At 66.5% G+C, this 19,395-nt stretch carries 26 protein-coding genes; all 26 read right to left on the minus strand.

The annotated features are described in order from the left end of the window. Nucleotides 1–246 precede the first annotated feature (246 nt). Nucleotides 247–714, minus strand: a complete 468-nt coding sequence (rplO, locus tag B0I32_RS55005; RefSeq protein ID WP_106253388.1) for a 50S ribosomal protein L15 — start codon at nt 712–714, stop codon at nt 247–249. A 1-nt stretch (nt 715) separates the two neighbouring features. Beyond that, the gene (rpmD, locus tag B0I32_RS55010; protein ID WP_080043226.1) at nt 716–898 is read right to left on the minus strand and encodes a 50S ribosomal protein L30; all 183 of its coding nucleotides are present in this window, start codon (nt 896–898) and stop codon (nt 716–718) included. A gap of 2 nt (nt 899–900) precedes the next feature. After that, nucleotides 901–1,530: a 30S ribosomal protein S5 gene (gene rpsE / locus B0I32_RS55015; RefSeq protein WP_106253389.1), complete on the minus strand. Its 630-nt coding sequence runs from the start codon at nt 1,528–1,530 to the stop codon at nt 901–903. 49 nt (nt 1,531–1,579) lie between these two features. Continuing rightward, nucleotides 1,580–1,963 (minus strand): 50S ribosomal protein L18, encoded by a 384-nt coding sequence (rplR, locus tag B0I32_RS55020; protein WP_106253390.1) that lies wholly within the window; start codon nt 1,961–1,963, stop codon nt 1,580–1,582. A 2-nt stretch (nt 1,964–1,965) separates the two neighbouring features. After that, on the minus strand, nt 1,966–2,508 hold the full coding sequence (gene rplF, locus B0I32_RS55025; RefSeq protein WP_106253392.1) for a 50S ribosomal protein L6: 543 nt from the start codon (nt 2,506–2,508) through the stop codon (nt 1,966–1,968). A 16-nt stretch (nt 2,509–2,524) separates the two neighbouring features. Next, nucleotides 2,525–2,923, minus strand: a complete 399-nt coding sequence (gene rpsH, locus B0I32_RS55030) for a 30S ribosomal protein S8 (RefSeq protein WP_106253393.1) — start codon at nt 2,921–2,923, stop codon at nt 2,525–2,527. A gap of 147 nt (nt 2,924–3,070) precedes the next feature. Further along, nucleotides 3,071–3,256, minus strand: coding sequence for a type Z 30S ribosomal protein S14 (locus B0I32_RS55035; RefSeq protein WP_020542298.1), 186 nt, complete (start codon nt 3,254–3,256; stop codon nt 3,071–3,073). Nucleotides 3,257–3,260: 4 nt separating this feature from the next. Continuing rightward, the gene (gene rplE / locus B0I32_RS55040; protein ID WP_106253395.1) at nt 3,261–3,836 is read right to left on the minus strand and encodes a 50S ribosomal protein L5; all 576 of its coding nucleotides are present in this window, start codon (nt 3,834–3,836) and stop codon (nt 3,261–3,263) included. After that, nucleotides 3,836–4,141 carry a 50S ribosomal protein L24 gene (rplX, locus tag B0I32_RS55045; RefSeq protein WP_106253397.1) on the minus strand — a complete coding sequence of 102 codons (306 nt, stop codon included), beginning with the start codon at nt 4,139–4,141 and terminating at the stop codon, nt 3,836–3,838. The genes rplE and rplX overlap by 1 nt, the downstream gene beginning before the upstream one ends. After that, nucleotides 4,141–4,512, minus strand: coding sequence for a 50S ribosomal protein L14 (rplN, locus tag B0I32_RS55050; RefSeq protein WP_106253399.1), 372 nt, complete (start codon nt 4,510–4,512; stop codon nt 4,141–4,143). The genes rplX and rplN overlap by 1 nt, the downstream gene beginning before the upstream one ends. A 192-nt stretch (nt 4,513–4,704) precedes the next feature. Beyond that, the gene (gene rpsQ / locus B0I32_RS55055) at nt 4,705–5,001 is read right to left on the minus strand and encodes a 30S ribosomal protein S17 (protein WP_106253400.1); all 297 of its coding nucleotides are present in this window, start codon (nt 4,999–5,001) and stop codon (nt 4,705–4,707) included. Further along, nucleotides 4,994–5,230, minus strand: a complete 237-nt coding sequence (rpmC, locus tag B0I32_RS55060) for a 50S ribosomal protein L29 (RefSeq protein ID WP_106253417.1) — start codon at nt 5,228–5,230, stop codon at nt 4,994–4,996. Before rpmC ends, rpsQ begins: the two co-directional genes overlap by 8 nt. Beyond that, on the minus strand, nt 5,230–5,649 hold the full coding sequence (gene rplP, locus B0I32_RS55065; protein WP_106253402.1) for a 50S ribosomal protein L16: 420 nt from the start codon (nt 5,647–5,649) through the stop codon (nt 5,230–5,232). Before rplP ends, rpmC begins: the two co-directional genes overlap by 1 nt. A 2-nt stretch (nt 5,650–5,651) precedes the next feature. Continuing rightward, nucleotides 5,652–6,497, minus strand: a complete 846-nt coding sequence (rpsC, locus tag B0I32_RS55070; RefSeq protein WP_106253403.1) for a 30S ribosomal protein S3 — start codon at nt 6,495–6,497, stop codon at nt 5,652–5,654. Continuing rightward, on the minus strand, nt 6,497–6,850 hold the full coding sequence (gene rplV / locus B0I32_RS55075; RefSeq protein WP_103960883.1) for a 50S ribosomal protein L22: 354 nt from the start codon (nt 6,848–6,850) through the stop codon (nt 6,497–6,499). The genes rpsC and rplV overlap by 1 nt, the downstream gene beginning before the upstream one ends. 32 nt (nt 6,851–6,882) lie before the next feature. Then, a complete protein-coding gene (rpsS, locus tag B0I32_RS55080; RefSeq protein WP_106253405.1) occupies nt 6,883–7,161 on the minus strand; it encodes a 30S ribosomal protein S19 in 279 nt (92 codons plus the stop codon). Between the two features lie 11 nt (nt 7,162–7,172). Next, nucleotides 7,173–8,009: a 50S ribosomal protein L2 gene (rplB, locus tag B0I32_RS55085; RefSeq protein ID WP_106253407.1), complete on the minus strand. Its 837-nt coding sequence runs from the start codon at nt 8,007–8,009 to the stop codon at nt 7,173–7,175. 107 nt (nt 8,010–8,116) lie between these two features. After that, the gene (gene rplW / locus B0I32_RS55090) at nt 8,117–8,419 is read right to left on the minus strand and encodes a 50S ribosomal protein L23 (RefSeq protein ID WP_106253408.1); all 303 of its coding nucleotides are present in this window, start codon (nt 8,417–8,419) and stop codon (nt 8,117–8,119) included. Beyond that, the gene (gene rplD / locus B0I32_RS55095; RefSeq protein ID WP_106253409.1) at nt 8,419–9,066 is read right to left on the minus strand and encodes a 50S ribosomal protein L4; all 648 of its coding nucleotides are present in this window, start codon (nt 9,064–9,066) and stop codon (nt 8,419–8,421) included. Before rplD ends, rplW begins: the two co-directional genes overlap by 1 nt. Next, on the minus strand, nt 9,063–9,716 hold the full coding sequence (rplC, locus tag B0I32_RS55100) for a 50S ribosomal protein L3 (protein WP_106253411.1): 654 nt from the start codon (nt 9,714–9,716) through the stop codon (nt 9,063–9,065). Before rplC ends, rplD begins: the two co-directional genes overlap by 4 nt. A gap of 14 nt (nt 9,717–9,730) precedes the next feature. Further along, nucleotides 9,731–10,039 (minus strand): 30S ribosomal protein S10, encoded by a 309-nt coding sequence (rpsJ, locus tag B0I32_RS55105; RefSeq protein ID WP_012887830.1) that lies wholly within the window; start codon nt 10,037–10,039, stop codon nt 9,731–9,733. Nucleotides 10,040–10,303: 264 nt separating this feature from the next. Next, nucleotides 10,304–11,497, minus strand: a complete 1,194-nt coding sequence (gene tuf, locus B0I32_RS55110) for an elongation factor Tu (RefSeq protein WP_106253412.1) — start codon at nt 11,495–11,497, stop codon at nt 10,304–10,306. 147 nt (nt 11,498–11,644) lie between these two features. Next, nucleotides 11,645–13,693: an elongation factor G gene (gene fusA, locus B0I32_RS55115; RefSeq protein WP_407674927.1), complete on the minus strand. Its 2,049-nt coding sequence runs from the start codon at nt 13,691–13,693 to the stop codon at nt 11,645–11,647. Nucleotides 13,694–13,777: 84 nt separating this feature from the next. Then, nucleotides 13,778–14,248, minus strand: a complete 471-nt coding sequence (gene rpsG / locus B0I32_RS55120; RefSeq protein ID WP_020542314.1) for a 30S ribosomal protein S7 — start codon at nt 14,246–14,248, stop codon at nt 13,778–13,780. Between the two features lie 2 nt (nt 14,249–14,250). Next, the gene (rpsL, locus tag B0I32_RS55125; protein ID WP_049572713.1) at nt 14,251–14,625 is read right to left on the minus strand and encodes a 30S ribosomal protein S12; all 375 of its coding nucleotides are present in this window, start codon (nt 14,623–14,625) and stop codon (nt 14,251–14,253) included. A gap of 775 nt (nt 14,626–15,400) precedes the next feature. Beyond that, complete coding sequence (locus B0I32_RS55130) at nt 15,401–19,276, minus strand: DNA-directed RNA polymerase subunit beta' (RefSeq protein WP_106253415.1); 3,876 nt, start codon at nt 19,274–19,276, stop codon at nt 15,401–15,403. Nucleotides 19,277–19,395: the final 119 nt, after the last annotated feature.

Consider the following 19,395-nt stretch of genomic DNA (forward strand, 5'->3'; position numbering starts at 1 on the left):
CGATGATGCCCAGGGTGAAGAGCAACTTCTTGCGCAGGTCCGGTGTCCGGAACGCCCGGGTAAACGCGGTCAGCACGGTCCCTCCTGCGCGCCTTTACGGCGTTGTGAGTAAGCGATGGTGCGGGGATCTGCCATCTGAAGTCTCATGTCGAACGAGCCGGACAGAAGCCTGCCGTCTCGCGAACTCTAACGCACTACGGGCGTGGGGGCCCATTGTCAAAGCCCCCACGCCTCGTCATAGCGTTACTACAGCTCGGTAACGGAACCACCGGCGGCGGCGATCTTCTCCTTGGCGGCGGACGAGAAGGCGTGAGCCTGGACGTTCACCGCGACCGAGATGTCGCCGGTGCCGAGCACCTTCACGAGCTGGTTCTTGCGAACAGCACCCTTGGCGACCAGCGCCTCGACGGTGACCTCGCCACCCTCGGGGAACAGCTCGCCGAGCCTGTCGAGGTTGACGACCTGGTAGGTCGTCTTGAACAGGGCGTTGGAGAAGCCCTTGAGCTTCGGCAGACGCCTCTGCAGCGGCACCTGGCCACCCTCGAAACCGAGGGGAACCGTCGTGCGCGCGTGGCTGCCCTTGGTACCGCGGCCGGCGGTCTTGCCCTTGGACGCCTCGCCACGACCCTTGCGGATCTTGGCCTTGTTGGCGCCGGGAGCAGGACGCAGGTCGTGGATCTTGAGCGGAGCAGCGTTGTTGGAGCTGTCAGTCATGTCAGTCGACCTCTTCCACCTCGACGAGGTGCGTCACCACGGAGACCATGCCGCGAATCTCGGGCCGGTCCTCCTTGACGACGACGTCGCCGATTCGCTTCAGGCCAAGCGAACGAAGCGAGTCACGCTGGTTCTGCTTGCCACCGATCTTCGAGCGAACCTGAGTGATCTTCAGGCGTGCCATGACTAGCTCACCGCCTTGGCGGCCGCGGCCTCGGCGATGCCCTCGCGCTGAGCCTTGAGCATCCTGGCCGGAGCGACGTCCTCGATCGGCAGGCCACGGCGGGCGGCGATCTCCTCGGGGCGGGAAAGGCCCTTCAGAGCCGCCACGGTGGCGTGCACGATGTTGATCGGGTTGTCCGAGCCGAGCGACTTGGACAGCACGTCGTGGATGCCGGCGCACTCCAGGACGGCGCGCACCGGGCCGCCGGCGATGACGCCGGTACCGGCCGAGGCCGGACGCAGGAAGACGACACCGGCCGCCTCCTCGCCCTGCACCGTGTGCGGGATCGTGCCCTGGATCCGAGGCACCTTGAAGAAGTGCTTCTTCGCCTCTTCGACACCCTTGGCGATCGCCGCGGGGACTTCCTTGGCCTTGCCGTAACCGACGCCGACCAGGCCGTTGCCGTCACCGACGACGACGAGGGCGGTGAAGCTGAAGCGACGACCACCCTTCACGACCTTGGCCACCCGGTTGATCTTCACTACGCGCTCGATGTACGAGACGCCCTTGTCGGCGGCGCCACCGCGGCGATCGTCACGACGGTCACGCCGATCGCCACCGGTGCCGCCACCGCGACGCGGAGCTGCAGCCATCAGTGGTTCCTCTTCTCAGTTGCCATCATTTGCGATCCTCGGGCCCGCATCAGAACTCGAGCCCGCCCTCGCGAGCGCTGTCTGCCAGCGCCGCGATCCGACCTGCATACCGGTTGCCACCGCGGTCGAAGACGACCTTGGAGATCCCGGCTTCCTTGGCCCGCTGAGCGAGGAGCTCGCCGACCTTCTTCGCCTTCTCGGTCTTGTCCGCCTCCAGCGTGCGCAGCGAGGCGTCCATGGTGGACGCGCTCACCAGCGTGTGGCCGACGGTGTCGTCCACGATCTGGACGAACATGTGACGAGTCGAGCGGTTGACGACGAGGCGCGGACGCTCTGCCGTACCGACGACGAACTTGCGGACGCGGCGGTGACGGCGGGCCCGCGAGACGGTGCGGGCAGCCGTGTGCTTGCTGAACGCAGTCTTCGGAGCCATGCCTACTTACCAGCCTTTCCGACCTTGCGGCGGATCTGTTCGCCCTGGTAACGCACGCCCTTGCCCTTGTACGGGTCAGGCTTGCGCAACTTGCGGATGTTGGCCGCGACCTCGCCGACCTTCTGCTTGTCGATGCCGTCCACGTGGAACAGGGTCGGCCTCTCGACGCGGAAGGTGACGCCCTCGGGGGCGTCGACGATGACCGGGTGACTGAAGCCCAGTGAGAACTCCAGCTGCGTCGGCCCCTTGGCCTGGACGCGGTAACCCACACCGACGATCTCAAGGCTCTTGGAGTAGCCCTGAGTGACGCCCTGCACCATGTTGGCGATCAGCGTCCTGGACAGGCCGTGCAGCGCACGGACCTTGTTCTCGTCGTTCGGGCGGGTGACGGCGATGGCGCCGTCGTCGTCGCGCGCGACCGTGATGGGGTCGGCGACCTTGTGAAGCAGCGTGCCCTTCGGGCCCTTGACCTGGACATCCTGGCCGGTGATCGTGATGTCTACGCCACTGGGCACAGGGATGGGCAGCCGTCCGATTCGCGACATGCTGTGTTCCTCCCCTCTACCAGACGTAGGCGAGGACTTCCCCGCCCACGCCACGCTTGCCGGCCTGCTTGTCGGTCATGAGACCGGCGGACGTCGAGATGATCGCGACGCCCAGTCCGCCCAGGACTCGAGGCAGGTTGTCCTTCTTCGCATAAACCCGCAGACCGGGCTTGGAAACCCGGCGCAGGCCCGCGAGCGAACGCTCACGGGTAGGCCCGAACTTGAGCTCCACCACGAGGTTCTTGCCAACCTTGGCGTCTTCGACGGTCCAAGCCTGGATGTAACCCTCCTGCTGGAGGATCTCGGCGATGTGCGCCTTGATCTTCGAGTACGGCATCGACACGCTCTCGTGGTACGCCGAGTTCGCGTTGCGCAGACGTGTGAGCATGTCTGCGATCGGGTCGGTCATCGTCATGGCCAGTGGCCTTCCTCGCCGCGGTTTCCAGTCGGTGAAGCAGCGCTCTACCGGTGGACCTTCGGCGTGGTCACGGACGCGGGATGCGTCCTTGCTTTTCCTGAATATGAACACCTGGGGGCGACACAGGGCCGCCCCTCAGGTTATCTACCAGCTCGACTTGGTGATGCCGGGCAGCTCGCCCCGGTGCGCCATCTCGCGGAAGCACACGCGGCAGAGGCCGAACTTGCGGTAGACGGCGCGGGGCCGGCCGCAGCGCGAGCAACGAGTGTATGCCCGGACCTCGAACTTCTGCTTGCGCCCCGCCTTGGCGATCAGCGACTTCTTCGCCATTGGATCAGGCCTCCTTGAACGGGAAGCCGAGGAGCTTCAGCAGCGCCCGGCCCTGGTCGTCGTTCTTCGCGGTGGTCACGATCGTGATGTCCATGCCCCGCGGACGGTCGACCTTGTCCTGGTCGACCTCGTGGAACATGACCTGCTCGGTCAGACCGAAGGTGTAGTTGCCGTTGCCGTCGAACTGCTTGGGCGACAGGCCGCGGAAGTCCCGGATACGGGGCAGGGCCAGCGCCAGCAGGCGGTCGAGGAACTCCCACATGCGGTCACCGCGCAGCGTGACGTGCGCGCCGATCGGCATGCCCTCGCGCAGCTTGAACTGCGCGATGGACTTGCGCGCCCGGACGACGGCCGGCTTCTGGCCGGTGATCACGGTGAGGTCGCGGACGGCACCTTCGATGAGCTTGGAGTCGCGAGCCGCCTCACCGACACCCATGTTGACCTTGATCTTGGTCAGGGCGGGGATCTGCATGACGTTCTCGATGCCGAACTGCTCGCGAAGCTGGGCCGCGATCTCCTCGCGGTACTTCGTCTTGAGTCGCGGCGTCGGGCGCTCGGTCTCAGTGGTCGTGGCAGTCATCAGCTGTCCTCACCCGTCTCCTCGTCGGCCTTCTTCTCGTCGGCCTTCTTGTCGGCGGGCTTGTCGTCCTTGAGCTTCTTCACGTTCGAGACGTGGATCGAAGCCTCCATGGTCTGCACGCCGCCGGTCTTGGCGCCGCGCGGACCCTGGTGGGTCTCCTTGGTGTGCTTCTTGATCATGTTTATGCCCTCGACCACCACGCGGTCCTCGCGCGGGAGAGTGGCGATCACACGACCCTTGGCACCCTTGTCCTTGCCGGCGATGACCTGGACCAGGTCACCCTTCTTCACATGCAGCTTCGGCATTACAGCACCTCCGGGGCGAGCGAGATGATGCGCATGAACTTCTTGTCGCGCAGCTCGCGGCCGACCGGGCCGAAGATACGAGTGCCACGAGGGTCACCGCTGTCCTTGATGATGACGGCGGCGTTCTCGTCGAAGCGGATGTAGGAGCCGTCGGGCCGGCGGCGCTCCTTGACCGTGCGGACGATGACCGCCTTGACGACGTCGCCCTTCTTGACGCCCGTGCTGCCAGGCAGCGCGTCCTTGACTGTGGCGACGATGATGTCGCCGATACCGGCGTAGCGTCGGCCCGAGCCACCGAGAACGCGGATGCAAAGGATCTCCTTGGCACCCGTGTTGTCGGCGACCTTGAGCCGCGACTCCTGCTGGATCACGTCTTACTCCTGTTAGTCGCGCCGGTTCTCATCGCTGAGCCTGGCGGAACCCGTCATTGTCTTGTTCCCCCGGCCACAGCACCCCTGGAGGCGCCGCACCGCAGGCGACGCGAGGCCCGTGGGCCTCGCGTCCTTGGACGCCGTCATGGGGGCCCTGAAGCCCCCACGAGGCGCGGTATGTCCGAGAGGGCCTTACTTGGCCTTCTCGAGGATCTCCACGACCCTCCACCGCTTGGTGGCGGAGAGGGGGCGGGTCTCCATCAGCAGCACCCGGTCGCCGACGCCACAGGCGTTGGCCTCGTCGTGCGCCTTGTACTTGGTCGTACGGCGGATGACCTTGCCGTACAGACGGTGCTTCACGCGGTCCTCGACGGCGACGACGACGGTCTTGTCCATCTTGTCGCTGACGACGAGGCCCTCGCGGACCTTGCGGAAGCGGCGCGAGCCCTCCGCGGTCTCAGTGGTCTCGGTGGTCTCGGTCTCAGCCATCGCTCGTCTCCTTCTCGACCGTGACGATGCCCAGCTCGCGCTCGCGCATCACGGTGTAGATACGGGCGATCTCGCGGCGGACGGCACGCAGCCGCCCGTGGCTCTCCAACTGACCGGTCGCCGCCTGGAAGCGGAGGTTGAACAGCTCCTCCTTCGCCTCCTTCAGCTTCTGGACGAGGGTGTCCTCGTCCTCGAGCCGCAGCTCCCCGGCGGTCAGGCCCTTAGCCATCACGCCTCACCCACTTCACGCTTAACGATCTTGCACTTCATCGGCAGCTTGTGGATCGCTCGGGTGAGCGCCTCACGCGCCACCGACTCCGCCACGCCGGACAGCTCGAACATCACGCGTCCGGGCTTGACGTTGGCGATCCACCACTCCGGCGAACCCTTACCGGAACCCATGCGGGTCTCGGCCGGCTTCTTGGTGAGCGGACGGTCGGGGTAGATGTTGATCCACACCTTGCCGCCACGGCGGATGTGACGGGTCATCGCGATACGGGCGGACTCGATCTGGCGGTTGGTCACGTAGGAGTGCTCAATCGCCTGGATGCCGAACTCGCCGAACACGACCCTGGTGCCGCCCTTGGCGGCTCCGCTGCGGTCAGGCCGGTGCTGCTTGCGGTGCTTGACCCTGCGCGGGATCAGCATGGTCAGCTCCCTTCAGCACCCGGCTGCGCAGCCGGGCCGGTCTCGGGGGCGGCCTGCGCGGCCGCCTCGTTACGGGGGGCGCGGTCGCCGCGGCCGCCACCACGACGGGGGCGGTCACCGCCACCACGACGCGGACGGTCGCCGCCGCCACCACGACGGTCGTCGCGGTCACGACGCTGGCCGGCGCGAGCACCGGCGGCGGCCGCCTCGCGCTCGGCGCGGCTCGTCGGGGCCTCGCCCTTGTAGATCCAGACCTTCACGCCGATGCGGCCGAAGGTCGTACGGGCCTCGTAGAAGCCGTAGTCGATGTCCGCGCGGAGGGTGTGCAGCGGCACGCGGCCCTCGCGGTAGAACTCCGACCGGGACATCTCGGCGCCGCCCAGACGACCGGAGCACTGGACACGGATGCCCTTGGCGCCGGACTTCATGGCCGACTGCATCGCCTTGCGCATGGCACGGCGGAACGAGACACGGCTGGACAGCTGCTCGGCGACGCCCTGCGCGACGAGCTGAGCGTCGATCTCCGGGTTCTTGACCTCGAGGATGTTGAGCTGGACCTGCTTCTTGGTCAGCTTCTCCAGGTCGCCACGGATCCGGTCCGCCTCAGCGCCACGACGGCCGATCACGATGCCGGGACGCGCGGTGTGGATGTCCACCTGGACGCGGTCCGTCGTGCGCTCGATCTCGACCTTGGAGATGCCGGCCCGCTCCATGCCCTTCTGCAGCATGCGGCGGATCGACACGTCCTCGGCGACGTACGACTTGTACAGCTTGTCGGCGTACCACCGGCTCTTGAAGTCGGTCGTGATGCCGAGGCGGAACCCGTGCGGGTTAACCTTCTGGCCCACTATCGGGTCCTTCCCTTCGGCTCGCGGGACTCCACGATCACGGTGATGTGGCTCGTCCGCTTGTTGATCCGATAGGCACGACCCTGGGCACGCGGACGGAACCGCTTCAGCGTCGGGCCCTCGTCGACCCACGCGCGGCTCACGACGAGCGTGCTGGGGTCGAGGTCGAAGTTGTGCTCGGCGTTCGCCATGGCGGAGCTGAGCACCTTGTAGATCGGCTCGCTCGCCGACTGGGGAGCGAACTGCAGCACGGCCTGCGCCTCCGAAGCGGGCAGCCCGCGAATAAGGTCCACCACGCGGCGGGCCTTGAGGGGCGTGACGCGGACGAACCGCGCCTGAGCCCTGGCTTCCATCGCTTACTCCTCTAACTGCTTTTCGAAGGCGTCTATCGCCGGCTGCGCCGGTCGTCCTTGACGTGGCTGCGGAACGTACGCGTGGGCGCGAACTCTCCGAGCTTGTGGCCGATCATCGACTCGGTGACGAACACCGGGACGTGCTTGCGGCCGTCGTGCACGGCGATCGTGTGCCCGAGCATGTCGGGGATGATCATGGAACGCCGCGACCACGTCTTGATGACGGTCTTGGTGCCCTTCTCGTTCTGGACCTCCACCTTCTTCTGAAGGTGCTCGTCCACGAAGGGACCCTTCTTAAGGCTACGTGGCATTTCGGCTGCTCCTACCGCTTCTTCCTCTTGGACCGACGGCGGATGATCAGCCTGTCGCTGGCCTTGTTCGCCTGACGGGTACGGCCCTCGGGCTTGCCCTTGGGGTTCACCGGGTGACGACCACCGGAGGTCTTGCCCTCGCCACCACCGTGCGGGTGGTCGACGGGGTTCATCGCGACACCGCGGACGGTCGGGCGCTTGCCCTTCCACCGCATACGGCCGGCCTTGCCCCAGTTGATGTTGGCCTGCTCGGCGTTGCCGACCTGGCCCACCGTGGCGCGGCAGCGCACGTCGACCATGCGCATCTCACCGGACGGCATACGCAGCGTGGCGTACGTGCCCTCCTTGGCGAGCAGCTGGATCTGGGCGCCGGCGGAGCGGCCGAGCTTGGCGCCGCCTCCCGGACGGAGCTCCACCGCGTGGATGAAGGTACCGGTCGGGATGTTGCGCAGCGGCAGGCAGTTGCCCGGCTTGATGTCGGCCGCGGGGCCGTTCTCGATGCGGTCACCCTGCTTGAGCCCCGTCGGCGCGATGATGTAGCGCTTCTCGCCGTCGGCGTAGTGGAGCAGAGCGATGTTGGCGGTGCGGTTGGGGTCGTACTCGATGTGAGCGACCTTCGCCGGAACGCCGTCCTTGTCATGCCTACGGAAGTCGATGATCCGGTAGGCGCGCTTGTGACCGCCGCCCTGGTGGCGGGCGGTGACCCGGCCGTGTACGTTGCGGCCGCCCTTGCTGTGAAGGGGCGCAAGCAACGACTTCTCGGGCGTGCTGCGGGTGATCTCGGAGAAGTCCGAGACACTCGACCCGCGGCGACCCGGAGTCGTCGGCTTGTATTTACGGATGCCCATCTTTTTCGTTCATCCTTCGTCGGTTACATGGGTGAGCCCGCCGCACCGAAATGCGACGGTCTCAGCCCCGCGCGGACCACGTGGCCCGCACTCACTTCTATGGCCGCTCAGCCGATCTGACCGAAGATGTCGATCCGATCGCCCTCACCCAGGCTCACGATCGCGCGCTTGGTGTCGGGACGCTTGCCGAAACCGGTACGGGTCCGCTTGCGCTTGCCCTGCCGGTTGATGGTGTTCACGCTGGTGACCTTGACCCCGAAGATCTGCTCGACAGCGATCTTGACCTGGGTCTTGTTCGCGGTCTTGCGCACCAGGAACGTGTACTTGTTGTTCTCATCGATCAGGCCGTAGCTCTTCTCAGAGACGATCGGCTTGATGATGATGTCGCGCGGGTCGGCGATCTTCTCCATCAGGCGTCTTCCTTCCCGCCACTCAGTCGCGCCACGACCTGGTCGTACGCCTCCTGGGTGAAGACCACGTCGTCGTGCACGAGCACGTCGTAGGTGTTGAGCTGCCCGGCGTCCAGCAGGTGGACCTCGGGCGCGTTGCGCAGGCTCAGCCAGGTCAGCTCGTCGTCCGAGTCGACCACGACCAGGACACGCGCGGACTGGGTGATCTTGCGCACGGCCTCCAGCGCCGCCTTGGTCTTGGGCGTCTCGCCCGTGACCAGGGAGCTCACCACGTGCACGCGACCGCCGCCGGCCCGGTCGGAGAGGGCACCACGCAGGGCGGCGGCCTTCATCTTCTTGGGCGTGCGCTGCGAGTAGTCACGCGGCACGGGGCCGTGGACGACGCCGCCGCCGGTGAACTGCGGCGCACGGGTCGAACCCTGACGGGCGCGACCGGTGCCCTTCTGGCGGTACGGCTTCTTGCCGCCGCCGGAGACCTCACCACGGGTCTTGGCCTTGTGGGTGCCCTGCCGGCGAGCGGCGAGCTGGGCCACGACCACCTGGTGGATCAGCGGCACGTTGACCTTGGCGCCGAAGATGTCCTCCGGCAGGTCGACGGTGCCGGTCTTCGCGCCACCGGCGTCGAGGACGTCAATAGTGGTGCTCACTTGGCAGCCCCCTTCTTGGCAGCGGAGCGGACGAGAACCAGACTGCCGTTGGCGCCGGGAATCGCACCCTTGATCAGGATGAGACCCTTCTCGGCGTCCACGGCGTGAACCTTGAGGCTCTGCACGGTGGTGCGGACGTTACCCATCCGACCAGCCATGCGCAGACCCTTGAATACGCGGCCCGGGGTGGCGCAGCCACCGATGGAACCCGGCGAGCGGTGCTTGCGCTGCGTACCGTGCGACGCGCCCAGACCACCGAAGCCGTGCCGCTTCATGACACCGGCGAAGCCCTTGCCCTTGCTCTTGCCCGTCACGTCGACGAACTGGCCGGCCTCGAAGGTGTCGGCCAGCAGCTCCTGGCCCAGGTTGTAGTCGCTCGCGTCGTCGGTGCGGATCTCCGCGAAGTAACGGCGCGGGGTGATGTCGTGCTTACGCAGGTAGTCGCCGAGCGGCTTGTTGACCTTCCGGGGGTCGACCTGCCCGAAGCCGAGCTGGATGGCGGAGTAGCCGTCCTTGTCGGCGGTGCGGACGCGGGTCACCACGCACGGACCGGCCTCGACCACGGTCACCGGCACCATCCGGTTGTCCGCGTCGAAGACCTGGGTCATGCCGAGCTTCTTGCCCAGGACGCCCTTGATCGTCTTAGCCATGTCAGTGCGTTCCCTCAGAGCTTGATCGAAATGTCGACACCCGCGGGGAGGTCGAGCCGCATGAGCGAGTCAACCGTCTTGGGGGTCGGGTCGATGATGTCAATCAGCCGCTTGTGCGTGCGCATCTCGAAGTGCTCGCGGCTGTCCTTGTACTTGTGCGGCGAGCGGATGACGCAGTACACGTTCTTCTCGGTCGGCAGCGGCACCGGGCCCGCGACCTTCGCGCCAGTCCGCGTCACCGTCTCGACGATCTTCTTGGCCGAGCTATCGATGACCTCGTGGTCATAGGCCTTAAGCCGGATGCGGATCTTCTGTCCCGCCATAGTGGCCTCGGTGTCCTTCGCTGTCGTCTGAAAAAGTATCGTGCGGCCGGTTGCCGCTGTGCGTTCGTGCGGATCGAACCCGCACTGACCCCACGAGGCAGACGTAGTCGATCTGCCTTTTCTTCCGTGATCCGGCAGTGACTTCGGTCACCTGTCCTACGGCGGCCGAAGCAACTGCTGGATCACGGCGCCTTCGCATGGGGCCTTACGTGGTTCGGCGGTCGGCTCCGAGGTCCGGGGCCGACCGCCGCCCCGACGGTCTAGCTACTTGATGATCTTCACGACCCGGCCGGCGCCGACGGTGCGGCCACCCTCACGGATCGCGAACTTGAGGCCTTCCTCCATGGCGATGGGCTGGATCAGCTCAACGCGCATTTCGGTGTTGTCGCCCGGCATGACCATCTCGGTGCCCTCGGGGAGGTTCACCACACCGGTCACGTCAGTCGTACGGAAGTAGAACTGCGGGCGGTAGTTGTTGAAGAACGGCGTGTGCCGGCCGCCCTCGTCCTTGGACAGGATGTAGACCTGGCCGGTGAACTCGGTGTGCGGGGTGGTCGTGCCCGGCTTGATGATGCACTGGCCGCGCTCGACGTCGTCGCGCTTGATGCCGCGGAGCAGCAGGGCGGCGTTGTCACCGGCGTGACCCTCGTCGAGCATCTTGTTGAACATCTCGATGCTGGTGACGGTGGTGGTCGTCTTCTCCGGCTTGATGCCGATGATGTCGACCTGCTCGTTGACCTTGACGATGCCGCGCTCGATACGGCCGGTGACGACCGTGCCGCGACCGGTGATCGAGAAGACGTCCTCGACCGGCATGAGGAACGGCTTGTCCGTCTCACGCGGGGGCTCGGGGACGTTCTCGTCGACGGCGTCCATCAGCTCGATGATGCTGTCGGCCCACTTCTGGTCGCCCTCAAGAGCCTTGAGCGCGGAGACGCGGATGACGGGCAGGTCGTCGCCGGGGAACTCCTGAGCGGACAGCAGCTCACGAACCTCGAGCTCGACGAGCTCCAGGATCTCCTCGTCGTCCACCATGTCGGACTTGTTGAGGGCCACGACGATGTAGGGGACGCCGACCTGGCGGGCCAGGAGGACGTGCTCCTTCGTCTGCGGCATCGGGCCGTCGGTGGCGGCGACCACGAGGATCGCGCCGTCCATCTGAGCGGCACCGGTGATCATGTTCTTCACGTAGTCGGCGTGACCGGGGCAGTCCACGTGAGCGTAGTGGCGCTTCTCGGTCTGGTACTCGACGTGCGCGATGGAGATCGTGATGCCACGAGCCTTCTCCTCCGGCGCCTTGTCGATCTTGTCGAACGGCGTCGCGGCGTTCAGCTCGGGGTAACGGTCGTGAAGCACCTTGGTGATCGCCGCGGTCAGTGTGGTCTTACCGTGGTCGATATGCCCAATGGTGCCGATGTTCATGTGCGGCTTGTTCCGCTCGAACTTGGCCTTGCCCACTGGTTCTCTCCTTAGAGAATCTGACTGACTTTCTACACACTCGGGCCCGGGAGACCCCGAACCCCTTGGCGGTGGGGTGGCCCTCGCCACCCCACCAGGGACCAGGACTGAGTCCTGGTCCGATCCCTCGCGGGATCGGACCGAGAACTATTCGCCCCGGGCCTTCGCGACGATCTCCTTGGCGATGCCCGGAGGCACCTCCGCGTAGGAGTCGAACTGCATGCTGTAGCTCGCGCGCCCCTGCGTCTTGCTACGCAGGTCGCCCACGTAGCCGAACATCTCAGACAGCGGCACGAGCGCCTGGATGACCTTGGCGCCGGCCCGGTCGTCCATCGACTGGATCTGCCCGCGGCGACCGTTGAGGTCACCGATGACGTCACCCATGTAGTCCTCGGGCGTGGTGACCTCGACGGCCATCATCGGCTCGAGGAGCACGGCGTCCGCCTTGCGCGCGGCCTCCTTGAAGGCCATCGAGCCGGCGATCTTGAACGCCATCTCCGAGGAGTCCACGTCGTGGGCCGCACCGTCGGTCAGCGTAACCTTCACGCCCACCATCGGGTAACCGGCCAGCACGCCGAACTCGGCGGCCTCCTGCGCGCCCGCGTCGACCGACGGGATGTACTCCCTAGGGACGCGGCCACCGGTGACCTTGTTCTCGAACTCGTAGCCGTCGTTGCCTTCGCCCAGCGGCTCGAGGTTGATGATCACCCGCGCGAACTGACCGGAACCACCGGTCTGCTTCTTGTGGGTGTAGTCGAGCTTCTCCACCTTGCGGCGGATGGTCTCGCGGTAGGCCACCTGCGGGCGGCCCACGTTGGCCTCGACCTTGAACTCGCGCCGCATGCGGTCGACGAGGATCTCCAGGTGAAGCTCGCCCATGCCCCAGATGACCGTCTGACCGGTCTCCTCGTCGCGGCGGACCTGGAAGGACGGGTCCTCCTCGGCCAGCCGCTGGATGGCGGTGGACAGCTTCTCCTGGTCGCCCTTGGTCTTGGGCTCGATGGCGACGTTGATGACCGGAGCCGGGAACGTCATCGACTCGAGCACGACCTGGTTCGCCGTGTCGGACAGGGTGTCGCCGGTCGTGGTGTCCTTCAGACCCATGACCGCGACGATCTGGCCGGCGACCGCCGTCGGGCGCTCTTCACGCTTGTTCGCGTGCATCTGGTAGATCTTGCCGATCCGCTCTTTCTTACCCTTCACAGAGTTGGTGACCTGTGAACCGGTCTCGAGCGTGCCCGAGTAGATGCGGATGTAGGTGAGCTTGCCCAGGTGCGGGTCGCTGGCGATCTTGAAGGCCAGCGCGGAGAACGGCTCGGTCGGGTCGGCGTGCCGCTCGACGACCTTCTCCTCGTTGCCGACCGCGTGGCCCTTGAAGGCCGGGATGTCGGTCGGGGCCGGGAGGTAGGCGACGATCGCGTCGAGCAGGGGCTGCACGCCCTTGTTCTTGAACGCGGTGCCACACAGGACCGGGTTGATGGCGCTGGCCAGCGTCGCGCGGCGGATGGCCGCGACCAGCTGCTCCTCGGTGGGCTGAGTGCCCTCCAGGTAGAGCTCCATCAGCTCGTCGTCGTTCTCGGCGACCGTCTCGATGAGGCGGTCACGCCACTCACGGGCGGCCTCGGCGTGGTCGGCCGGGATGTCGACGGTGTCGTACATCTCGCCCTTCGCCGCCTCGGCGCTCCAGATGAGACCCTTCATCCGGATGAGGTCGATGACGCCCTTGAAGTCGGCCTCGACGCCCCACGGCAGCTGAATGACAGCCGGCGTGGCGCCCAGACGGTTGATCATCATGTCGACGCAGCGGTGGAACTCCGCCCCGACCCGGTCCATCTTGTTGACGAAGCAGATCCGGGGGACTTCGTAGCGGTCGGCCTGACGCCACACCGTCTCCGACTGCGGCTCGACACCGGCCACGCCGTCGAACACGGCGACGGCACCGTCGAGGACGCGCAGCGAGCGCTCCACCTCGATGGTGAAGTCGACGTGACCCGGAGTGTCGATGATGTTGATCGTGTGACCGACCCACTCACAGGTGGTCGCGGCAGACGTGATCGTGATGCCGCGCTCCTGCTCCTGCTCCATCCAGTCCATCGTGGCAGCGCCCTCGTGGACTTCACCGATCTTGTAGTTGATGCCGGTGTAGAACAGGATGCGCTCGGTCGTGGTTGTCTTGCCCGCGTCGATGTGGGCCATGATCCCGATGTTTCGGACCTTGGCCAGGTCAAGAGCGGTCTGCGTGGCCACTTCTCTCGCGTCCTCGTCGTCTCGTCGAACCCACTACCAGCGGTAGTGAGCGAAGGCCTTGTTGGACTCGGCCATCTTGTGGGTGTCCTCGCGCTTCTTGACGCTCGCCCCGAGGCCGTTGCTGGCGTCGAGGAGCTCGTTCATGAGGCGCTCGGTCATGGTCTTCTCGCGGCGGGCGCGGGAGTACTGCACCAGCCAGCGCAGGGCCAGGGTGGTGCTGCGCGCGGCGCGCACCTCGACCGGCACCTGGTAGGTCGCGCCACCGACGCGACGGCTGCGGACCTCGAGCGTCGGCTTGACGTTGTCAAGCGCACGCTTCAGGGTGACGACCGGGTCGTTGCCCGTCTTCTCCCTGCAGCCTTCGAGGGCGCCGTAGACGATCGACTGCGCGATGGAGCGCTTGCCGTCCAGGAGCACCTTGTTGATCAGGGCGGTCACCAGCGGCGAGCTGTAAACCGGGTCAGCCATGAGCTGACGACGGCCAGGAGAACCCTTACGAGGCATTGTTAGCTCTTCTCCCTCTTCGCGCCGTAGCGGCTGCGGGCCTGCTTGCGGTTGCGGACACCCTGGGTGTCCAGCGAGCCGCGGATGATCTTGTAGCGAACACCAGGCAGGTCCTTCACACGACCGCCACGCACGAGCACGATGGAGTGCTCCTGCAGGTTGTGGCCCACACCGGGGATGTAGGCCGTGACCTCGATGCCGTTCGTGAGCCGAACGCGGGCCACCTTGCGCAGTGCCGAGTTGGGCTTCTTCGGAGTCGTGGTGTAAACGCGCTGGCACACGCCGCGCCGCTGCGGACTCCCCTTGAGGGCAGGAGTCTTGGTCTTGGAGACCTTGTCCTGCCGGCCCTTGCGGACCAACTGCTGAATAGTGGGCACTGCCACTCCGTTTCGTGCCTGGCCGGTGTTACGTCATGGTCTTGCATTTCGCAGGTTCTGCCGGTGTCATGACCTGCTGGTTTCTCTTGTCCCGGTGCCCCCGCGCTCGGGCGTGTCGCGCTATTCGCACGGACGCATCCACGAGGGTTACGAGCCAGGAAGCCGTCCCGCGCCCGCAATTGAGCGCACGGTCGAGAGCCCGTTAGAAGACGGGCACGATGCTCAAGACTACCCAGGCCTTGGCGACACGTCAAAACGGCGCGGCAAAGCGGACAAGCTCTGCCACTCCGGATCGCTGAGGCCTATTTCATCCAGCCCATCTACAGCTCCGGAGCCATGATATAGCCCCCTGGGGTGTTCCGCCCCCAACTCCGCGAACCGCCACCCGCCCGTTACCTCCCCTTGTCCCACCAAACCCCGCCAAGCCACCCAACGAGGCAACCCGACTGTGCCGCACACCACACCCGGCGGCCTGAGGACGAGACGGCGCCGACCTGGACGTCCGCTCGCACACCGGTGACAGTTCTCTTCCCGCCACCTCGCCGGGGACCGCGCGGCGCAGGGGGCCGGGTTCGCCACGGAGGGGGCCCAGAGGGCGGCGTAGCGGCGGCTCGCCACTGACGGGTTCAGCGGCCGTCTCCCTGGAAGGCCCTCAGCCACGTACGGCGTCTGGGGCGAGCTGGCGCCGCCGTAACAGAGGAAGGCCGGAAAAGCCGAACGCCCGGCCCTCTCGAAACGAGAGAGCCGGGCGCACAGACCAGCAAATATCAGCGAATCACCGGTTGTACTGGCCGAAGTCGTACTCCTCCAGGGGCACGGCCTCGCCGCTGCCGGTGCCGAAGGTGTAGTCGGCCGCGGAACCGTCGTAGCCGCCCACGGTGTACATGGCGGCCTTGGCCTCCTCGGTGGGCTCGACCCGGATGTTGCGGTACTGGGGCATGCCCGTGCCGGCCGGGATGAGCTTACCGATGATGACGTTCTCCTTCAGGCCCAGGAGCGAGTCGGACTTGGCGTGGATCGCCGCGTCCGTCAGGACCCTGGTCGTCTCCTGGAAGGAGGCCGCCGACAGCCACGACTCGGTGGCCAGCGACGCCTTCGTGATGCCCATGAGGACCGGACGGCCAGCGGCGGGCGACCCGCTCTCGGCCACGGTCTCGCGGTTCATCTGCTCGAAGCGCGGGCGCTCCACGAGCTCGCCGGGCAGCAGGTCGGTGTCACCGGACTCCAGCACGTTCACGCGCTTGAGCATCTGCCGCACGATGATCTCGATGTGCTTGTCGTGGATCGACACACCCTGCGAGCGGTAGACCTGCTGGACCTCCGCCACCAGGTGCAGCTGCACGGCCCGCGGGCCGAGGATGCGCAGCACCTCGTTGGGGTTGACCGCACCGGCGACCAGCTGCTGGCCGACGGTGACGCGCTGGCCTTCCTGCACGAGCAGGCGCGAGCGCATCGAGACCGGGTAGGCAATCTCCTCCGAGCCGTCGTCGGGGGTGATCACGACCTTCCTGGTCTTGTCGGTCTCGTCGATCCGCACGCGGCCCTCGGCCTCGGAGATCGGGGCGACACCCTTGGGGATGCGCGCCTCGAACAGCTCCGTGACTCGGGGCAGACCGTGGGTGATGTCCGCGCCGGCCACACCACCGGTGTGGAACGTCCGCATGGTCAGCTGCGTGCCGGGCTCGCCGATCGACTGGGCGGCGATGATGCCGACCGCCTCGCCGACGTCCACGAGCTTGCCGGTGGCCAGCGAGCGGCCGTAGCAGGTCGCGCAGACACCGATCTTGGCCTCGCAGACGAGCGCGCTGCGGGTGCGGACGGTCTCGACGCCGGCCTCGACCAGCTTCGTCACGTGGTTGTCGTTGATGTCGACACCCGCCGGGACGATGATCTTGCCGTCGACCTCGACGTCCTCGGCCAGGATGCGGCCGTGCACGTTGGACTCGGCGTTCTCCGCCTTGACCAGGTTGCCGCTCGCGTCGCGGTCGGCCACGTGCAGCGGGACCGCGCGGTCGGTGCCGCAGTCGATCTCACGCACGATGACGTCCTGCGCGACGTCCACCAGACGACGGGTCAGGTAACCCGAGTCGGCGGTACGCAGGGCGGTGTCGGCCAGACCCTTGCGCTGACCGTGGGTGGAGATGAAGTACTCCAGCACCGACAGGCCCTCGCGGAACGAGGCCTTGATCGGCCGCGGGATCGTCTCACCCTTGGTGTTGGACACCAGACCGCGGATGCCGGCGATCTGCCGGACCTGCATCTTGTTACCACGGGCGCCGGAGTTGACCATCATCCAGACCGGGTTGGTCGCCGGGAAGGCGTTGACCATGTCGGTCTCGACGTCGGCCGTCGCGTGCGTCCAGATCTCGATGAGCTCCTGACGGCGCTCCTCGTCGGTGATCAGGCCGCGCTCGTACTCGCGCTGGACCTTGTCGGCCCGGCGCTCGTAGTTCTCCATGATGTCGGCCTTGTTGGGCGGCGCGACGACGTCGTCGATCGAGATCGTGACACCGGAGCGGGTCGCCCAGCGGAAGCCGGCGTCCTTGAGCGCGTCGAGCGAGTTGGCGACCTCGATCTTGGGGTAGGTCTCCGCCAGCTCGTTCACGATCGTGGACAGCTGCTTCTTGCCGACCTGGAAGTCGACGAAGGGGTAGCTCTCCGGCAGCGTCTGGTTGAACAGGCACCGCCCGAACGTGGTCTCCAGCCGCAGCGGGTCGCCCTGCTCCCAGCCCTCGGGGGCCACCCACTCGCGCGGCGGCAGGACGTCCTTCAGCCGGATCTGGATCTTCGCCTGGATCTCCAGCTCGCGGCGGTCGAAGGCCATCTGCGCCTCGGCGATCGAGCCGAACACGCGGCCCTCGCCCAGCGCGCCTTCCTTCTGGGTGGTCAGCCAGTAGAGGCCGATGACCATGTCCTGGGTGGGCATCGTCACGGGCTTGCCGTCGGCCGGCTTGAGGATGTTGTTGGTCGAGAGCATCAGGATGCGTGCCTCGGCCTGGGCCTCAGCCGACAGCGGCAGGTGCACGGCCATCTGGTCGCCGTCGAAGTCCGCGTTGAACGCGGTGCAGACGAGCGGGTGGATCTGGATGGCCTTGCCCTCGACCAGCTGCGGCTCGAACGCCTGGATGCCCAGGCGGTGGAGCGTCGGAGCGCGGTTGAGCAGCACGGGGTGCTCGGTGATGACCTCTTCGAGCACGTCCCACACCACGGGGCGGGCGCGCTCGACCATCCGCTTGGCCGACTTGATGTTCTGGGCGTGGTTGAGATCGACCAGCCTCTTCATCACGAACGGCTTGAACAGCTCCAGCGCCATCTGCTTGGGCAGACCGCACTGGTGCAGCTTGAGCTGCGGGCCGACGACGATGACCGAACGGCCGGAGTAGTCGACTCGCTTGCCCAGCAGGTTCTGGCGGAAGCGACCCTGCTTGCCCTTCAGCATGTCGCTGAGGGACTTCAGCGGCCGGTTGCCGGGACCGGTGACCGGGCGACCGCGACGGCCGTTGTCGAACAGCGCGTCGACGGCCTCCTGGAGCATCCGCTTCTCGTTGTTCACGATGATCTCGGGCGCGCCGAGGTCGAGCAGACGCTTGAGCCGGTTGTTGCGGTTGATGACCCGGCGGTAGAGGTCGTTGAGGTCGGAGGTCGCGAACCGGCCACCGTCGAGCTGCACCATCGGGCGCAGGTCCGGCGGGATGACCGGGATGCAGTCGAGCACCATGCCGCGCGGCGAGTTGGTCGTGTTGAGGAACGCCGACACGACCTTGAGCCGCTTGAGGGCGCGGGCCTTCTTCTGGCCCTTGCCGCTGCGGATGGTCTCGCGCAGGTTTTCGGCCTCGGCGTCGAGGTCGAAGCTGATCAGACGGTCCTGGATCGCCTGCGCGCCCATGCCGCCCTTGAAGTAGCGGCCGAAGCGGTCGCGCATCTCGCGGTAGAGCAGCTCGTCGCCCTCGAGGTCCTGGACCTTGAGGTTCTTGAAGCGGCTCCACACCTCGTCGAGCCGGTCCAGCTCACGCTGGGCGCGGTCGCGCAGCTGACGCATCTCGCGCTCGGCGCCCTCACGGACCTTGCGGCGCTGGTCGCCCTTGGCGCCGGCGGCCTCGAGCTCGCCGAGGTCGCCTTCGAGCTTCTTCTGCCTGGCCTCGACGTCGGCGTCACGGCGCTGCTCGATGTGCTGCCGCTCGACGGAGATCTTCGCCTCCAGCGAGGGCAGGTCACGCTCACGCATCTCGGTGTCGACATGCGTGATCATGTAGGCCGCGAAGTAGATGACCTTCTCCAGGTCCTTCGGGGCCAGGTCGAGCAGGTAGCCGAGGCGCGAAGGGACGCCCTTGAAGTACCAGATGTGCGTGACCGGGGCGGCCAGCTCGATGTGGCCCATCCGCTCACGACGCACCTTGGCGCGAGTGACCTCGACGCCGCAGCGCTCACAGATGATGCCCTTGAACCGGACTCGCTTGTACTTACCGCAGTAGCACTCCCAGTCGCGGGTCGGGCCGAAGATCTTCTCGCAGAAGAGCCCGTCCTTTTCCGGCTTGAGGGTTCGGTAGTTGATGGTCTCGGGCTTCTTGACCTCGCCGTGCGACCACTGACGGATGTCGTCGGCGGTCGCAAGACCGATCCTGAGCTCGTCGAAGAAGTTGACGTCTAGCATTTTGTGCGATCTCCCCCTCAGACTTCTTCCACGCTGCTCGGCTCACGCCGGGACAGATCGATACCGAGCTCTTCCGCCGCGCGGAAGACGTCCTCGTCGGTGTCGCGCATCTCGATGGA

Origin of the sequence: Nonomuraea fuscirosea, from assembly GCF_003001935.1 — a bacterium.
Lineage (GTDB): Bacteria > Actinomycetota > Actinomycetes > Streptosporangiales > Streptosporangiaceae > Nonomuraea > Nonomuraea fuscirosea.

What these genes read in the sequence shown, in the direction of transcription:
- rplO (WP_106253388.1), bottom strand. Translation starts at nt 714, where the DNA reads ATGACTGACAGCTCCAACAACGCTGCTCCGCTCAAGATCCACGACCTG.
- rpmD (WP_080043226.1), bottom strand. Translation starts at nt 898, where the DNA reads ATGGCACGCCTGAAGATCACTCAGGTTCGCTCGAAGATCGGTGGCAAG.
- rpsE (WP_106253389.1), bottom strand. Translation starts at nt 1,530, where the DNA reads ATGGCTGCAGCTCCGCGTCGCGGTGGCGGCACCGGTGGCGATCGGCGT.
- rplR (WP_106253390.1), bottom strand. Translation starts at nt 1,963, where the DNA reads ATGGCTCCGAAGACTGCGTTCAGCAAGCACACGGCTGCCCGCACCGTC.
- rplF (WP_106253392.1), bottom strand. Translation starts at nt 2,508, where the DNA reads ATGTCGCGAATCGGACGGCTGCCCATCCCTGTGCCCAGTGGCGTAGAC.
- rpsH (WP_106253393.1), bottom strand. Translation starts at nt 2,923, where the DNA reads ATGACGATGACCGACCCGATCGCAGACATGCTCACACGTCTGCGCAAC.
- B0I32_RS55035 (WP_020542298.1), bottom strand. Translation starts at nt 3,256, where the DNA reads ATGGCGAAGAAGTCGCTGATCGCCAAGGCGGGGCGCAAGCAGAAGTTC.
- rplE (WP_106253395.1), bottom strand. Translation starts at nt 3,836, where the DNA reads ATGACTGCCACGACCACTGAGACCGAGCGCCCGACGCCGCGACTCAAG.
- rplX (WP_106253397.1), bottom strand. Translation starts at nt 4,141, where the DNA reads ATGCCGAAGCTGCATGTGAAGAAGGGTGACCTGGTCCAGGTCATCGCC.
- rpsQ (WP_106253400.1), bottom strand. Translation starts at nt 5,001, where the DNA reads ATGGCTGAGACCGAGACCACCGAGACCACTGAGACCGCGGAGGGCTCG.
- rpmC (WP_106253417.1), bottom strand. Translation starts at nt 5,230, where the DNA reads ATGGCTAAGGGCCTGACCGCCGGGGAGCTGCGGCTCGAGGACGAGGAC.
- rplP (WP_106253402.1), bottom strand. Translation starts at nt 5,649, where the DNA reads ATGCTGATCCCGCGCAGGGTCAAGCACCGCAAGCAGCACCGGCCTGAC.
- rplV (WP_103960883.1), bottom strand. Translation starts at nt 6,850, where the DNA reads ATGGAAGCCAGGGCTCAGGCGCGGTTCGTCCGCGTCACGCCCCTCAAG.
- rpsS (WP_106253405.1), bottom strand. Translation starts at nt 7,161, where the DNA reads ATGCCACGTAGCCTTAAGAAGGGTCCCTTCGTGGACGAGCACCTTCAG.
- rplB (WP_106253407.1), bottom strand. Translation starts at nt 8,009, where the DNA reads ATGGGCATCCGTAAATACAAGCCGACGACTCCGGGTCGCCGCGGGTCG.
- rplW (WP_106253408.1), bottom strand. Translation starts at nt 8,419, where the DNA reads ATGGAGAAGATCGCCGACCCGCGCGACATCATCATCAAGCCGATCGTC.
- rplC (WP_106253411.1), bottom strand. Translation starts at nt 9,716, where the DNA reads ATGGCTAAGACGATCAAGGGCGTCCTGGGCAAGAAGCTCGGCATGACC.
- rpsJ (WP_012887830.1), bottom strand. Translation starts at nt 10,039, where the DNA reads ATGGCGGGACAGAAGATCCGCATCCGGCTTAAGGCCTATGACCACGAG.
- fusA (WP_407674927.1), bottom strand. Translation starts at nt 13,693, where the DNA reads ATGGCCCACATCGACGCGGGCAAGACAACCACGACCGAGCGCATCCTG.
- rpsG (WP_020542314.1), bottom strand. Translation starts at nt 14,248, where the DNA reads ATGCCTCGTAAGGGTTCTCCTGGCCGTCGTCAGCTCATGGCTGACCCG.
- B0I32_RS55130 (WP_106253415.1), bottom strand. Translation starts at nt 19,276, where the DNA reads ATGCTAGACGTCAACTTCTTCGACGAGCTCAGGATCGGTCTTGCGACC.